The sequence below is a fragment of the Vibrio sp. Y42_MX_L11 genome, from assembly GCF_024181785.1.
Classification (GTDB): Bacteria; Pseudomonadota; Gammaproteobacteria; order Enterobacterales; family Vibrionaceae; genus Vibrio; species Vibrio diabolicus.
Map to the genome: position 1 here is coordinate 247272 of NZ_JAMZAP010000003.1, position 13193 is coordinate 260464.

At 41.5% G+C, this 13193-nt stretch carries 16 protein-coding genes and 1 riboswitch; of the genes, 8 read left to right on the top strand and 8 right to left on the bottom strand.

Going from position 1 to position 13193, the window contains the following annotated elements:
- Positions 1-12 precede the first annotated feature (12 nt).
- Entirely contained in the window at positions 13-396 is a 384-nt protein-coding gene (locus tag NL643_RS04810) for a hypothetical protein (RefSeq protein WP_005393414.1), read from the top strand.
- Positions 397-487: 91 nt separating this feature from the next.
- Here NL643_RS04810 and NL643_RS04815 read toward each other — a convergent pair whose 3' ends face one another.
- Complete coding sequence (locus NL643_RS04815) at positions 488-1222, bottom strand: hypothetical protein (protein ID WP_046874891.1); 735 nt, start codon at positions 1220-1222, stop codon at positions 488-490.
- A gap of 31 nt (positions 1223-1253) precedes the next feature.
- On the bottom strand, positions 1254-1412 hold the full coding sequence (locus tag NL643_RS04820) for a hypothetical protein (RefSeq protein WP_005377784.1): 159 nt from the start codon (positions 1410-1412) through the stop codon (positions 1254-1256).
- Positions 1413-1940: 528 nt separating this feature from the next.
- A riboswitch (glycine riboswitch) is annotated at positions 1941-2040 on the top strand.
- A 122-nt stretch (positions 2041-2162) separates the two neighbouring features.
- Between NL643_RS04820 and NL643_RS04825 the strand changes: the two genes are divergently transcribed.
- Positions 2163-3539, top strand: a complete 1377-nt coding sequence (locus tag NL643_RS04825; protein ID WP_065646787.1) for a sodium:alanine symporter family protein — start codon at positions 2163-2165, stop codon at positions 3537-3539.
- A 114-nt stretch (positions 3540-3653) separates the two neighbouring features.
- Here NL643_RS04825 and NL643_RS04830 read toward each other — a convergent pair whose 3' ends face one another.
- Together NL643_RS04830 and NL643_RS04835 are read right to left on the bottom strand one after the other, a co-directional pair.
- A complete protein-coding gene (locus tag NL643_RS04830; protein WP_005393418.1) occupies positions 3654-4220 on the bottom strand; it encodes a hypothetical protein in 567 nt (188 codons plus the stop codon).
- Positions 4220-4855, bottom strand: a complete 636-nt coding sequence (locus tag NL643_RS04835; protein ID WP_047008704.1) for a LysE family translocator — start codon at positions 4853-4855, stop codon at positions 4220-4222. The genes NL643_RS04830 and NL643_RS04835 overlap by 1 nt, the downstream gene beginning before the upstream one ends.
- A 223-nt stretch (positions 4856-5078) precedes the next feature.
- Here NL643_RS04835 and NL643_RS04840 point away from each other — a divergent pair, with 223 nt between their 5' ends.
- The gene (locus tag NL643_RS04840; protein ID WP_253644004.1) at positions 5079-6611 is read left to right on the top strand and encodes a carboxypeptidase M32; all 1533 of its coding nucleotides are present in this window, start codon (positions 5079-5081) and stop codon (positions 6609-6611) included.
- Positions 6612-6678: 67 nt separating this feature from the next.
- On the opposite strand, the gene NL643_RS04845 is transcribed toward NL643_RS04840, so the two are convergent.
- Positions 6679-8184, bottom strand: coding sequence for a hypothetical protein (locus tag NL643_RS04845; RefSeq protein WP_253644005.1), 1506 nt, complete (start codon positions 8182-8184; stop codon positions 6679-6681).
- 186 nt (positions 8185-8370) lie between these two features.
- Between NL643_RS04845 and NL643_RS04850 the strand changes: the two genes are divergently transcribed.
- The 5 genes from NL643_RS04850 (at position 8371) to NL643_RS04870 (ending at position 10771) form a co-directional block, all read left to right on the top strand.
- Complete coding sequence (locus NL643_RS04850) at positions 8371-8937, top strand: hypothetical protein (protein ID WP_253644006.1); 567 nt, start codon at positions 8371-8373, stop codon at positions 8935-8937.
- Positions 8938-9126: 189 nt separating this feature from the next.
- Complete coding sequence (locus NL643_RS04855) at positions 9127-9318, top strand: hypothetical protein (RefSeq protein WP_253644007.1); 192 nt, start codon at positions 9127-9129, stop codon at positions 9316-9318.
- Complete coding sequence (locus NL643_RS04860) at positions 9305-9778, top strand: hypothetical protein (RefSeq protein WP_253644008.1); 474 nt, start codon at positions 9305-9307, stop codon at positions 9776-9778. Before NL643_RS04855 ends, NL643_RS04860 begins: the two co-directional genes overlap by 14 nt.
- A gap of 2 nt (positions 9779-9780) precedes the next feature.
- The gene (locus tag NL643_RS04865) at positions 9781-10137 is read left to right on the top strand and encodes a hypothetical protein (protein ID WP_253644009.1); all 357 of its coding nucleotides are present in this window, start codon (positions 9781-9783) and stop codon (positions 10135-10137) included.
- Between the two features lie 16 nt (positions 10138-10153).
- Entirely contained in the window at positions 10154-10771 is a 618-nt protein-coding gene (locus tag NL643_RS04870) for a hypothetical protein (protein ID WP_253644010.1), read from the top strand.
- A gap of 200 nt (positions 10772-10971) precedes the next feature.
- Here the strand turns inward: NL643_RS04870 and NL643_RS04875 are convergent, their stop codons facing one another.
- The 3 genes from NL643_RS04875 to NL643_RS04885 all read right to left on the bottom strand — a co-directional run bounded on the left by NL643_RS04875 (position 10972) and on the right by NL643_RS04885 (position 12299).
- Positions 10972-11766, bottom strand: coding sequence for a hypothetical protein (locus NL643_RS04875; RefSeq protein ID WP_253644011.1), 795 nt, complete (start codon positions 11764-11766; stop codon positions 10972-10974).
- Between the two features lie 69 nt (positions 11767-11835).
- Entirely contained in the window at positions 11836-12030 is a 195-nt protein-coding gene (locus NL643_RS04880) for a hypothetical protein (RefSeq protein WP_253644012.1), read from the bottom strand.
- Between the two features lie 2 nt (positions 12031-12032).
- Entirely contained in the window at positions 12033-12299 is a 267-nt protein-coding gene (locus NL643_RS04885; protein WP_253644013.1) for a hypothetical protein, read from the bottom strand.
- Positions 12300-13193: the final 894 nt, after the last annotated feature.

Consider the following 13193-nt stretch of genomic DNA (forward strand, 5'->3'; position numbering starts at 1 on the left):
GAAGGAATGCCCATGAGCTCAAGTATGATCCTTAGCGAATCTCTAATCGAGAGTGGAAGAGATATCCCCCTCAAAGAACTGCTTTACGCAAAGCGCGTGCTGGATAACTACATGGCGGTAGCAAAAGAGAGCAGCCCACTTGAGCTGTTGACAGAGATGAAATCGGCAGCAAAGCAAGTGGAATACTTTACCACTACGAGTAACCCGTGTGAGGCTCGTAATGTCATCAGTCAGATGATTGATAAAATCGACACCGCGGAATCTTTTGAGTCGTTCAAGGCTTTAGCAGGCAAGCCCTCACTAGCTCTCAATGAGCTGATTGAAGATCGCGCCCAACTGATTAAACATGAGCGAGAATTGCTGCTTGCTTCAGGCTATGACGCCTCGCGTATCTAAGAATAAACGTTAGCTCCCGAGTTTAAAGCTAGCAACGAAAAAGGAGCTCTTAAAGAGCTCCTTTTACTTTCCAAAATCAGGTATAAAAGATCTAGAGGCCGATATCTTCAGTTATTGCTTTGATTTGCTTGAGATCCATTTTATAAACTTCAATCATTTGATCGACCTGACTTAGTCGTGAATTGGCTTCATCGTGTTTATCACACGCGTCCGATTTCACGTCCCAAGATTTACCTTCCAAAAATACATCACACTCTTTTTTGAGTTTCTCGATCTTAGGCAATAATTTCGCCCTTTCTTTCTCTAGAGACTCCAATTCTTGCGAAATTTTCAGCTCTTTTTGAAACACCTCGCGCGATCGTTCAAAGATAGTCGCTTGCATATCCGCTTGACGACTCAGCTTCTCATTTTCTGACTTTGTCGTGTTGATCTTATCTGCCTGTTGTTTCAATTGAGACTCTAGCGACAGGTTAACTTTCTCGACCTCAGTCAATTGCTTTTGTAACTTCTTAAGCGCTTTCTCGTGCGCTTCATCTTTCGCAGCGAGCAGTTCAGTGACTTTATCTTGTATTTCTTGGTCGAGCGCTTCTTCGCGCACTTTTACTTGAGACACCAACTGCGTTTTATCTTGCGTCAACGCTTGGTATTTTTCTTCTAGCACATGATAAGTCGATTCCCACTTGTTCGCAGTGACAATCGAACCAACAAGGCCACCAAATGCCAAGCCTAATACCGCAGCAATCGCGATATAGATATGAGTACGTTTGTCACGCTCTTCAATGACAACAACGTCGTCTTGTTCTTCCATCTTGTTCTGAGAACTCACCGTATACTACTCCAAGGACTCTTTTACTTTGCTAGCGGATCAATTCCGCAAACATAATCGATGCTGTATAAATCAGAAAGGCGCCAATTAATGTTATAACGGTCGCTTTTTGGACTTTTTCATTGGTTCGATAACGAAACAGCACAAATGCTACTGCAATCAACACCGCAATGGCTAATAATCTGGTCATACCGCCTCCTTGTCCACTTATGAAAAACTGCCTAGGTCCATAGACGGTTTCACAAAGATTTATTGTAACTCATTTATACGCCCCATAAGGTCAACTTAGCGTAGATTTTAAAATAAGTGCTTCGATTTTAATCAAATTTGTGTTCTCAATTGAATAACTTATACCGTAATAATCGAAACATATTTATCGTTCTGAAGTGTGTTCTTGGTTCTATTCCCTAGCCCAATGAGTTTTGTTTATGCAGTAGCTCACACAAAAAACTTGGTAAACATAGCTTCGTGAAAATAAGTGGGGTTATTTCGTTGAAAATAAATTGATATAGGGTGTTGAAATGGACCAAAAACATGATAGAGTTCACACGTTAATGATGACCAGCATCATTAACTAACCTTTACTCATTTAATTGAGTAATTGTTCCGATGAAGACTGCAGGAGAGTGGTTATTAATCAAATTGTAACATTTGATTAGCATAACTCGCCGAAGAATTAACTATTTCAGGTGCTACCTAGGTAGCGGGGACTGTAGTTGGAGGAACCTCTGGAGAGAACCGTTAAATCGGTCGCCGAAGGAGCAAGTCTTGCACTCACGCAAGGTGAAACTCTCAGGCAAAAGGACAGAGGAGTGGAAAGTTACAACCTAACTATTTTGCTTGGCCTTCCCGCCTACAACCAATAGCTTAGTTCTTTTAGAGATCGTTGATCTCGTCCTTTCCCTCTTCTCCTTATTAGTTGTTTTATTAAGGGGAAATCATGAACGACCTACAATCTTTACTACAAACCATCGATAATTTTGTCTGGGGTCCACCACTGCTTATTTTGCTAGTGGGTACCGGTGTTTACTTCACTTTTAGCCTCGGCTTGATCCAGTTTAAACATCTCCCAACAGCGCTAGCGATGGTATTCAGTAAAGATAAGTCATCTGATAAACAAGGTGACGTTTCTAGCTTTGCAGCACTTTGTACTGCGCTCTCAGCAACGATTGGTACTGGTAACATTGTTGGTGTTGCCACCGCGATCAAACTTGGTGGACCAGGTGCCCTATTCTGGATGTGGCTCGCCGCCCTTTTCGGAATGGCGACTAAATACGCCGAATGTTTGTTAGCGGTTAAATACCGAAGAGTAGATGATAAAGGCCAAATGATTGGTGGCCCGATGTACTATCTGCAATACGGTGTTGGCTCAAAAGCCCTCGCGATCATGTTTGCAGTGTTTGCTTTGGGTGTTGCTTGTTTTGGTATTGGTACGTTTCCACAAGTAAACGCGATTCTGGATGCAAGTGAGATATCTCTCGGTGTTGACCGTGAGCTCTCTGCCTTTGTACTGACTCTTTTGGTTGCTTTCGTAACTTTGGGTGGCATCAAATCCATTGCTAACGTTGCAGGAAAAGTGGTTCCTACCATGGCTGTATTTTACGTGTTGGCGTGTTTAAGCGTGATCATCATGAATGCAGACCAATTGGTCAACGCCGTTGAATTAGTGTTGGTCTCAGCATTTACATCAACAGCAGCGACCGGCGGTTTCTTAGGTGCAAGTATCATGCTAGCAATCCAATCAGGTATCGCTCGTGGCGTATTCTCAAACGAATCTGGTTTGGGTAGCGCGCCTATGGCAGCAGCGGCAGCGAAAACAGACTCTTGTGTGAAACAAGGCCTGATTTCAATGACAGGTACCTTCTTTGATACCATCATTATTTGTACCATGACGGGCCTAGCCTTGATCCTTACTGGCGCATGGCAAAGCGACTTTTCTGGTGCAGCAATGACGACTCATGCCTTTGCGGTAGGTTTGAATGCGGATACATTTGGCCCAATGCTGGTGTCAATTGGTTTGATGTTTTTTGCATTCACAACCATTCTTGGATGGAACTACTACGGTGAGCGTTGCGTTGTGTTCCTCTTTGGTACAAAAGCGGTGCTTCCTTATAAGCTGATTTTCGTTGGTTTAGTGGCATCAGGCGCGTTCCTCCATCTAGACATGATTTGGCTACTCGCCGATATCGTAAATGGTCTGATGGCGATTCCTAACCTAATCGGTTTGATCGCACTGCGTCACGTCGTGCTGGCAGAAACCAAGCTGTTCTTTAGCTCAGCATCGCAATCTGATGAAATTGAAGCAGTAAAAGCTTAGTGACATGACAAGTGTTCAGTAATGAACCGTCAATCGCTGAAAGTAAATTGGAAATGGTAAAAACATAAAGCCCGCTGGTATTCAGCGGGCTTTATTTTATCTTAAGTTAAGCGGTTAATCTCTCAACCATTGATGCTCAACCTTTTCTCCACGTTCTTGAAAAAACTTCGCATTTTTTTGCTTGAATTGATCCGACTTCAGCTCTGATAGCGGCCAGTCTGAAAACGCCTCTGTTACAAACGAATCTCCAACCCCAACTTCAATCGATTCAAGATGCTTCCCGATGTAGCGATAAAAGTAGCTCTGCCCCAGTGCATCACAAACCATCGGCACATGTCTCATGCGTTGATGGTTGACGGATACTGAAGCCCAAGTTGTCGTTTTAGGTTCGCAGCTTTGCTCTTTTACAACATCAACTTCAAATTTATTGTCCATTGTTGTCGAGACAAAAACGACAATACCGTCATTCATATACACACGTCGAAGTAACAGCTGTTTCGTATCTTGAGTTCGCGTCTGTTGTATTCCATTGGAAAATGGCTCGAAATAGCCCCAGTGCCAAGACCAGGTCATGCCACGTTGCGCAAACTGTACCTGTGGCCATGTCTGCCAAACAATGGCACCAACCACGCCAGTAATAAACACAACGAGCAATATCAAAAGGTGGTAAATATTGCGCATTACACGGGCTTTTCAATCAATAACTTTACGCCAAGTGCGACTAAGACAGCGCCCGTCGCCCCTTCCATCCACTTCATAAAGCTCGCATTCTTTAACAGGCTCTTAGCTGAGTTAAGTGCGCCAGCCAAACCACACTGCCAAACCATCGCAATAATAAAGTGCACGGATGCCATCATCATTGATTGAAGCAAAGGAGAACCTTCTGGATTCACAAACTGTGGCAAGAACGCCAAGTAGAAAACTGCCGTTTTTGGGTTCAAGACGTTAGAAAGAAAGCCCTCTCTAAAAGAGCGTTTGCCATTAAACACTTCATGAACCTGCTCAGTCACTGACAAACCATTCTTCGACGCCATCAGGGCTTTTAAACTGCTCAGACCAAGCCAAATAAGATAAGCTGCACCAATCATTTTTACGATTTGGAACAACTCTGCAGATTGCGCCAGAATGGCCGAAATTCCAACCGCTGAAAAGAAAGCATGCACAAATAAGCCAAAGCAAATCCCTAAACTGGTTGTACATCCGTCTTTTAAACCCGCGCGACTGGTATTACGGATAACAAGGGCCGTATCTAAACCCGGCGTTAGCGTTAAAATAGTGATGGCAATAATAAATGCCTCAAAATTCAAGATATCCATATTATCGTGATAATTAATTGTTAATCCGTCATCAATACCGTCAATCCACGAGATTCGCAAGCTTCTTTTTTAAGAGAGCTATACAACTGGGTGAATTTATGGACAATGAGTGACGATTAATTGTTAATTATTAGTAAATTAACGCAGGTTGTTTCGTGCAACTCGACGTAAAGGACCCGTTATCGGGTGTTTAGGGAAAGAACAAAAGAATAAGAGTAGTCACATGAAAGCATTTACAAAACTCATTGAACATTCCAAAAAAGTGGCAAATTTTGAGCACCTCTCTGCCATCATAGGTTGGGACCAAGCAGCGGTCATGCCATCTGGTGGCGCTGAAGCGCGCTCCAATGCTATGGCAGAACTTGATGTACACATCCACTCATTGATGACTCAGCCACACTTGGGCGAGCTTTTCGCTCAGGCAGAAGAAGAGACGCTATCTGCAAGTGAAAAGTCCATCCTACGAGAAATGAAACGTGAATGGCAACAAGCTAACTTGCTACCAGAATCATTAGTTCAAGCTAAATCTCTTGCTGGCTCCAAATGTGAACATGCATGGCGTACGCAACGCGGAGAAAATGACTGGTCTGGCTTTGAAAAGAACTGGGCAGAAGTCGTCAAGCTATCGCAAGAAGAAGCGCAAATTAGAGCCGAAGCAAACGGCACAGCGCCTTACGATGCCATGCTTGATATTTATGAACCAGGCACAACGTCTGCATCGTTAGACACGCTTTTTGCTGACGTAAAAACGTGGCTACCTTCCTTGATAGACGAAGCGCTTGAAAAACAGCAATCAGACAACATCTTATTGCCAACTGCGCACTACCCTGCGGAAAAACAAAAAGCGCTGGGACTGGAAGTCATGAAGCTACTTCAATTCGATTTTGAACACGGTCGGCTTGATGAAAGTGTCCATCCATTTTGTGGCGGTGTGCCAACAGATGTGCGTATTACAACACGTTATGATGAAAGCGAGTTTGTCCAATCATTGATGGGGATCGTCCACGAAACTGGCCATGCCCGATACGAGCAAGGGCTACCAAAAGATTTAGCAGGAACACCAGCTGGTCAAGCCCGCTCTATGGGAATTCATGAGTCACAGTCGCTCTTCTTTGAAATGCAAATAGGACGAAACAACGCATTTATCGACCATCTTGCTCACATGGCTTCCAAGCATTTTTCTGGAGATGAGTTTGAAAAAGACAATCTAGCCAAAATCTACACTCGCGTAGAGAAAGGCTTTATTCGCGTAGATGCGGACGAATTAACATACCCTGCCCACGTTATTCTTCGATATGAGATTGAACGTGATCTTATGAACGGTGCCATCAAGCATACAGACGTACCAGAGCTCTGGAACGAAAAAATGAAAGCGTATTTGGGACTCTCAACGGAAGGCAATTTCAAAAACGGTTGTATGCAGGACATTCATTGGACGGAGAGCAAATGTACAGTGCATAACTACAAAGACGGCTGCTTACAAGACATTCACTGGACTCAAGGTGCATTCGGTTACTTCCCGAGTTATACACTAGGTGCTATGTATGCCGCACAGTTCATGGCCGCTATGAAGAAGACTGTAGATGTTGACGGCGCTATACGCTCTGGTGACTTGTCGCCAATCTGTAATTGGTTGTCAGAGAAGATCTGGAGCAAGGGCAGCTTATTAACTACCGATGAGCTAGTTAAACAAGCAACTGGCGAGACACTGAACGCCAACTACTTTAAAGAACACTTACGAAGTCGTTATCTCTAATTATCAATGTAAAGGCTCGTTAGTATTCAAGCTAACGAACCTTTTACAAGTTGTTCAATTAGCCGACTTAGTTTGCTTTATGGGGCGACTCTTCTTCTTGAGCCTTACCTTCGGGAGTCATCGCTACATCAACTACATTCAACATATCTTTTTCTTTTTGCTCAATCTTGTTTCTTTCTTTCGCATTAAGATGCCGTAGCAATGGACTAACCAAAGGTACATTGTCTAGTCGATTAATCGCATCGGCTAACTTTGAGCTTTTATCGATAGCGTCGATGATTGGGTGATCAGAGTTGTTGTAATCAGATATTAATTTACCTGGGTTTTCACTGTTTACTTGAAGTAAGTTGAAGAGCAATTTAGTTCTCAACTCACCACTCGTATCATCTTCACCGATGTTGTCAATCTGATTTGACAACCCTTCAAATGTTCGGCTCGAAACTTCTTTATGTGTGTACTCTTCGATTAGTCGTTTGCTAAGCTTGTAGCTCTTATTTGAAGAGTAAGCCACCCAAAGAATTGGTGCATAAACCGGTAGCATCATCGAATAAATCATTGGTGCATCTTGAATAACTGATTCAAACGGCTCATTTAAAAAAATCACTCGAACCATACTGAAAGCAACGGGCAGCAAAGAACATATAATTAACCAACCAATCGCTTTATTGAATGAAGCTTCATGTTTCTCCAGTTGTTCTTTTTCAACTTTGATCTTGTCGATATATGCACCAGAAAGACCGGCTGTTAGAGCATCGGGAAGAAGTGATTTTATCTGCTCGACGATAGAACTGTATTGCTTTTCGGCCTTAGACACAAAAGACTGTAAGCCTTCTTGATATTTCCCTTCAATAGTATCTAGCTTTTCATTGTATCGTTGTTCTATGTTTGAAACTTCTTCGTTCAATGAAGAAACGTCACTTTTGACTTTAGAATAAGCAATCTCAAGCTCATCTTTTAAACCAGCTTGTTCAACTTCTTCGCCGTTTTCATCCTCATATGTAAAACCAAAGACTTCTCCATGAAGAGTATCAAATTCACTTTTTTGCTTAGTTGCAGTAGTCAGTAAAGACTTCAACTTACTTGCTACCAGTTCGGTACTGGTCACTTGTTCAGAGAGCGACTCAACTTTGACAGCTAAACGCTCTTTCTCAGCAACGAGACGATTAAGTTCAACTAGAGCTTCATCTATTTCCGCCTTTGACTCCAAATATTGCTCGTGGTATTGAGCTATAGACTCTGATTTATCGGAAGCTGTTGATTCATATTCTTTAACAGTAGCCAGATTTGAATCAGCTTCCTCTTTCAACGATGTTACAAGCTCCTTTGCCGCTTCAACGCTTTTATAGATGGCGTCGATCTCTCCTAAGCGCTCTTCAGCCTTATTCTTGACTTCGCTGACTCTCTGTCTCGCACCAAGCACCTTGGAAAAATGATCAGGTGCGCTCTGCTCAAGTAAGTTCAACTGGTTATTGGTTTCATCAATCTTGGCTTTGAGTTCTTCAACCGCTTTCCAAAGATATCCCTTTTCTTCGTTCAGCTTTTCAGTTAAACGTTGTTCAGTAGTTAAAAACAAAGCCACCCCACCCTTTTTCGCGTATATCTACGCATTTTCCTCCATATTCATCACTAAATCAAAGAAATACATAGATATTTTTGATGGAAACATGATCGGACTACAGCTTAGCATTACGCTCAATTCTCCTAGTATCAACTCAAGTTTGACCCAACCATAAATATCTTCAAAACGGGAGATATTTACATGAAACCAACACCAACCACTCTGACATTCGATGAATTCCTTGCTGAATCTAGTGCTATCGACTCGGCTCGTAAATGGTTACGAAAGAACACGGCTAAAACAGGAAAAGTACTCAACAAAAGATTGAAACTACTCCTTGAACGCGCCTTATCGAGTTTGTTTGAGCCAAGTGAAGCAACAAAGTTAAGTCGCCAGATTAACTCATATACAACAACTCTTGTTGCTTCATTTGAAGAGCTTCAACAGCTCGCCAAAATAGTTGTTAACAATACCAACGATCAAGCCAAACAATCTAAGCAGCTTAAAACTCTTGCGATAGAAACAAGGCAGATGACCAGCCAGTTTTTAACGACTCTAGAAGACTACCGACGTTCAAGCACTAAAGGCGGCAAATTAACTCTTATTAAAGGCAAGATCGACAAGAAGCTATACGCCGAAGCCATTCGCAAGCTTGAAGCAATAGAAAAGCTCTGTGACCAGACATCAAAGGCAGCGGCATTTCTAGCAATAGACAACGTAGAAGCCGCTAGTAAACAATTACAATTCATCATCAACGCCAAACTCTAATCACTCTAGCCCTCGCATCACGTCGAGGGTTTTTTCATGCTCAATAACCTGCTCAAAAACTCTTTATAAATAACTGTATGAAGCAAAGTTGCTCTTGCTCATGCACCGAATGATTCCAATTCCTGCTAGTTAGCCGCGCTAGTTGGTGCGAAAAGCGGCAATTCTAAATTACAACATAGAGGCAATAATATGAAAAACGCAGGCGGCAGACCAGAACGGTTTGATGAGATAGCCAGTGCCGAACTGGCAATATTGTCTTGTCTAGGTATCAAATCGATTAGCTCTCTAGCTCGTGAAAACAATTGCTCACGGAACACTGTAACCAAGTACGTTAATCGATTTAAAGCACGTTTAAAAGGACTCGGTTATGCAGCAGATTAATCTCAATCACGTTCAGCGTGACACTTCAAATCGTTGGCTTGCTAGTGCTGTTCTAGATGCTATTCAATATCAAGCACCGGAAGCGTTTCAAGCTTCTTGTCGTGTTGCTGGTGGACTTAATCAATGGTTAGACGAAGAAGAGCTTGAAATACTCTTATCTGCTCATTCAAATGAACTAGAGCAAGTTCAAAGGCAAGCCGAATTTGAAGAACGCAAACGAACTAAAGAACAGTCACAAGTACTCTACGCCTACGACAAAGCAAACGACGATCTTAAGTTCGCTGTTGGTAGAACGACGTTAGACCGCGAGCAAATGACGTTTACTGATTCTCAGTTTAAGAACTGGGTTCAACGTCAACTAGAACGTAAAGACATTACGGTGTCACAACGAGAAGATTTGTTAGCTGCCAACTACTGGCTAGCGAAGGCACAAACAATAATCATAAAAAACGGGATTTAAACATGTATTTTCAAGAATTAAAAAAGGCAGCTTCAGCGTTGGACAGTGACTTTCTATATAGCGTTGTTAGTCGATTAGCAACACTTGAACAACAGTCACCAAACGCTGTAAAGGTATATCAACACGAATTTGAAATCGTATTAAAAGACAAATCAATTGAATACCTAGCAACAGTCGAAAAACGAATAGGCAGTAAAAGGAGTATGGAAGACTTAGCCGATGATATTAAGTACTTGCTTCATGGCAAGCACCTCGACCAGTTCATGCGCGAGTGTCAGCACTACTCTAGCATGCCTAAACCAGTAGCTAAAACAGATAGCCACGCTTTCCGAGACTGGCTTCGAATCAATAGAAAATAATTAAAGGATATTGGACATGCGACTAACTAAAGAACAAAAACGAATCGCTGAACTTGAAGCCGCCTTGTACTCTGCTGAGTTAAAATTGGAACGATTAGAAGAAGCTGAAGAACAGAAGGTTACTAAATCAAGCATTACGGTTAAGCCTGTCGAGTTAACTAGCTTTAAACAACATAGCCGCGCTATTGATGACTCGGTTGCCGCATCACAGTACTTGAGTACTGGTCAAGTTGATGCACTTGGCGAACTACGTTGGCAAGTCATTCATTGCCGTACGCCACAACAAGTACTTGATCACGAAAAGCAGTTAATGAGGACTAAAGCGGCTGGTTGTTCGGCGACAACCATTGGTCAATTGGCTCGTGATGTTTCGATGAAAAGTGTACTTGGTTCTGCCATTACTAAACAACTTGCTGTGTTTAATGCTTTGTTTGAACTAGATAGAGTTCAAGAGGAAATGGACATTCAAGATTTCTTAGAAGACCTAGAACTTGCCGACGCCAGTTCAATTCTTGCTAATTCAAACGCTAAGCTGTCTGATTTGATCGCTTTACGAAAGGCACGAGTCAATGGCTCATTTGAACAAATTGAAAGCGTGATTAACACTATTTTAGATGGGAAAGATGATGAATAATAAAGAACAATTAGAACTGGACGACAACCCCATACTGAAGTCAGAAGCGAGTAGACGAAAGAAAAAGGTTGTTGAATTAGATAAAGAACCACAACTCATTGAAATAGCGCTGATTTTAATAAATTAAGCGAGCTAGTAGCTCGCTTGTTGACATTACAATATTGATGATGGTTGTGTAATTGTATTACAACTAATGCAACTCAGGTTTTGATATTATCTTTTGTTGAGGCAGAAAGAAGATCTTTTAGTTCTTTCTCAGTAAACCATGTTGTTGGCTTCCTTACTTTAGGAGAATAACTTTTATTAAAAAGTTCTTCAGCTGAAACTGGCACGTCAAAATCGCCCTTTCTTCTAATTTCATTCAACTCACTCATAATTTGACTTTGACTAACATTTAATGAATGCATTAACTCCATCATCGTGTTCAACTGTATTTCATGTAACTTTTCATTACGGTCTTCATCAGTCAAATCTGATTGACTAAGTTGAGCTGGTGCAGTGAGTTCAAGCAATCGAATCAGAGAGTTGATTTCTGACCGGTCTTCACGTTTATGATAAGTATCAATCAGCGTAACTTTAAGCTTTTCAATTGCACTCTTTACATCCCTAAACTTCATACCTCGTTTATAATCAACATACCTTAAACTAGAAACGTCAAAAGGAGCTGCTGTTTCATCATCAATCATTAATACTGTCGGCTTATCGAAAGCCTGCCTTACACCCAACTCATAAAATACATTAGGATTTTTAGAACTCATATCACAGATAGCAATATCTGATTCGATAACCTTTCTCAGTATATCTAATTGTATCAAATTAGTATTTGCCGTTTCATCAGCTCTAACGGGTATCATCCCAGCCGCTTTTATCGCAGGTTTAATTATGTCTTCATAAACTAACGTAAAATGCTCAGGCTCATAACCGCTTTGAGCAGAAATAGGCATGATTACAAAACATTTTATTTCATTTTCTTTCTCTACTTGCTCTTTTCCCACTGCATGTGCTCCATGATAATAGCGTACTAGCATATTAGCATAGTGCGCGTACTAAACGGTAATTACCATTTAATACTGAGAGTTATACGCTCTGGTGTTTACGATGTGGTCAAGCGTCAACTCTGCAACAGTTTCACCTTGCTCGGCTTTCTTTCGAACTTCAGCTACAGCGAGGTCTACGACACGTTGACGAGCTTCTGTTAAGTCAGTTTTAAAACGTATGGCTGGTTCATGTGTTGCCGCTCTGATTGATTCAACAAGCATACCTACCACCCACGCATCAATTTTCTGAATTCGCTAGGTGTTGCATCTGCAAGTTCCAGTAGCTCTTCTTGGCTCCATTCTTCAATAACCGTTAAGAGTCGATCAAAGTACTTCTTGTCAGCATCAGTTAAACCTCTTTTTCTTTTTTTATGAGTCTCATCGATGGACTCGAATATTCGTTTAATCAAATAGGAACGGTCGAATTGTTGATTTGAAAAATGTTCTTCTGGATCGATATTTTGACTTGATAATAAGCTTGGACAAAGCATGATTTTACCTCTTGTTCGTTTTTTTTATTTAACGGCACTAAAAATTCAAACCAAAAAAAAGCAGCCTTGCGGCTGCTTAACAAACAAGAGGTTTTTACGATTGAATGAATTAACGATTAACGAATTCGATCGCATTTATAAGTCACTGGAGACAGCTTAAAACATCTAAAAGGTTTACAATCAAGAGTCCTGAAAACATTCAAAAGTATTTATACAAGGCAAATCTACATTAAAACCAGTCAAAGCCCATCTAGAATCGATTCTAAGCGGCTTTAAAGACTCATTTTACAAAGTACACTACTAGCCAGTTGAAATCGTCTTAGAATCGCGTTGAAGAGCATCTAGCTTGCGCTATACAAGTCAAATACATTGTGAGCGAAGCGAACGTGCCGGAAGGCACCAATTGAAGACCCAGAAGAACCAAATTGGAAGAACCGGAAAAATTCCGCATCATCTTAGTAGTATTAGTAGTTTTAGTGAAGTTAGTAATATTAGAAGTATTAGAGAGTACATGAAGACCGTTAGCTTACGTTATACCATTCACAATTCTCTAGAATCGATTCTAACCAACTTTAACAACTCATTTAGCAAACTCATCACTTGCCAGTTAAAACCGTCTTAAAATCGCGTTGAAGAACTTCTAGCTTGCGCTACACAAGTCAAGACAATTCAAAGAACCACAAGTACCATCTACTTGTAATAAGCGAAGCGATAACAAGGTGAGCCGAAGGCGAACGGGCGTAGCCCCAATTGAAGACCTATTGAAGCCACGTTCCAAGAACGACCAATTAGACGCTTCGCGTCGGTCGCTTCGCTCCCCGTTTTCTTCTTGTTGTCCTCCCTTGGACTCTCGTTCTCTTTCTCGTTGCCTGTGTTTATGTTCTCCTTGATTCT

What these genes read in the sequence shown, in the direction of transcription:
- NL643_RS04810 (WP_005393414.1), top strand. Translation starts at nt 13, where the DNA reads ATGAGCTCAAGTATGATCCTTAGCGAATCTCTAATCGAGAGTGGAAGA.
- NL643_RS04820 (WP_005377784.1), bottom strand. Translation starts at nt 1,412, where the DNA reads ATGACCAGATTATTAGCCATTGCGGTGTTGATTGCAGTAGCATTTGTG.
- NL643_RS04825 (WP_065646787.1), top strand. Translation starts at nt 2,163, where the DNA reads ATGAACGACCTACAATCTTTACTACAAACCATCGATAATTTTGTCTGG.
- NL643_RS04830 (WP_005393418.1), bottom strand. Translation starts at nt 4,220, where the DNA reads ATGCGCAATATTTACCACCTTTTGATATTGCTCGTTGTGTTTATTACT.
- NL643_RS04835 (WP_047008704.1), bottom strand. Translation starts at nt 4,855, where the DNA reads ATGGATATCTTGAATTTTGAGGCATTTATTATTGCCATCACTATTTTA.
- NL643_RS04840 (WP_253644004.1), top strand. Translation starts at nt 5,079, where the DNA reads ATGAAAGCATTTACAAAACTCATTGAACATTCCAAAAAAGTGGCAAAT.
- NL643_RS04850 (WP_253644006.1), top strand. Translation starts at nt 8,371, where the DNA reads ATGAAACCAACACCAACCACTCTGACATTCGATGAATTCCTTGCTGAA.
- NL643_RS04855 (WP_253644007.1), top strand. Translation starts at nt 9,127, where the DNA reads ATGAAAAACGCAGGCGGCAGACCAGAACGGTTTGATGAGATAGCCAGT.
- NL643_RS04860 (WP_253644008.1), top strand. Translation starts at nt 9,305, where the DNA reads ATGCAGCAGATTAATCTCAATCACGTTCAGCGTGACACTTCAAATCGT.
- NL643_RS04865 (WP_253644009.1), top strand. Translation starts at nt 9,781, where the DNA reads ATGTATTTTCAAGAATTAAAAAAGGCAGCTTCAGCGTTGGACAGTGAC.
- NL643_RS04870 (WP_253644010.1), top strand. Translation starts at nt 10,154, where the DNA reads ATGCGACTAACTAAAGAACAAAAACGAATCGCTGAACTTGAAGCCGCC.
- NL643_RS04880 (WP_253644012.1), bottom strand. Translation starts at nt 12,030, where the DNA reads ATGCTTGTTGAATCAATCAGAGCGGCAACACATGAACCAGCCATACGT.
- NL643_RS04885 (WP_253644013.1), bottom strand. Translation starts at nt 12,299, where the DNA reads ATGCTTTGTCCAAGCTTATTATCAAGTCAAAATATCGATCCAGAAGAA.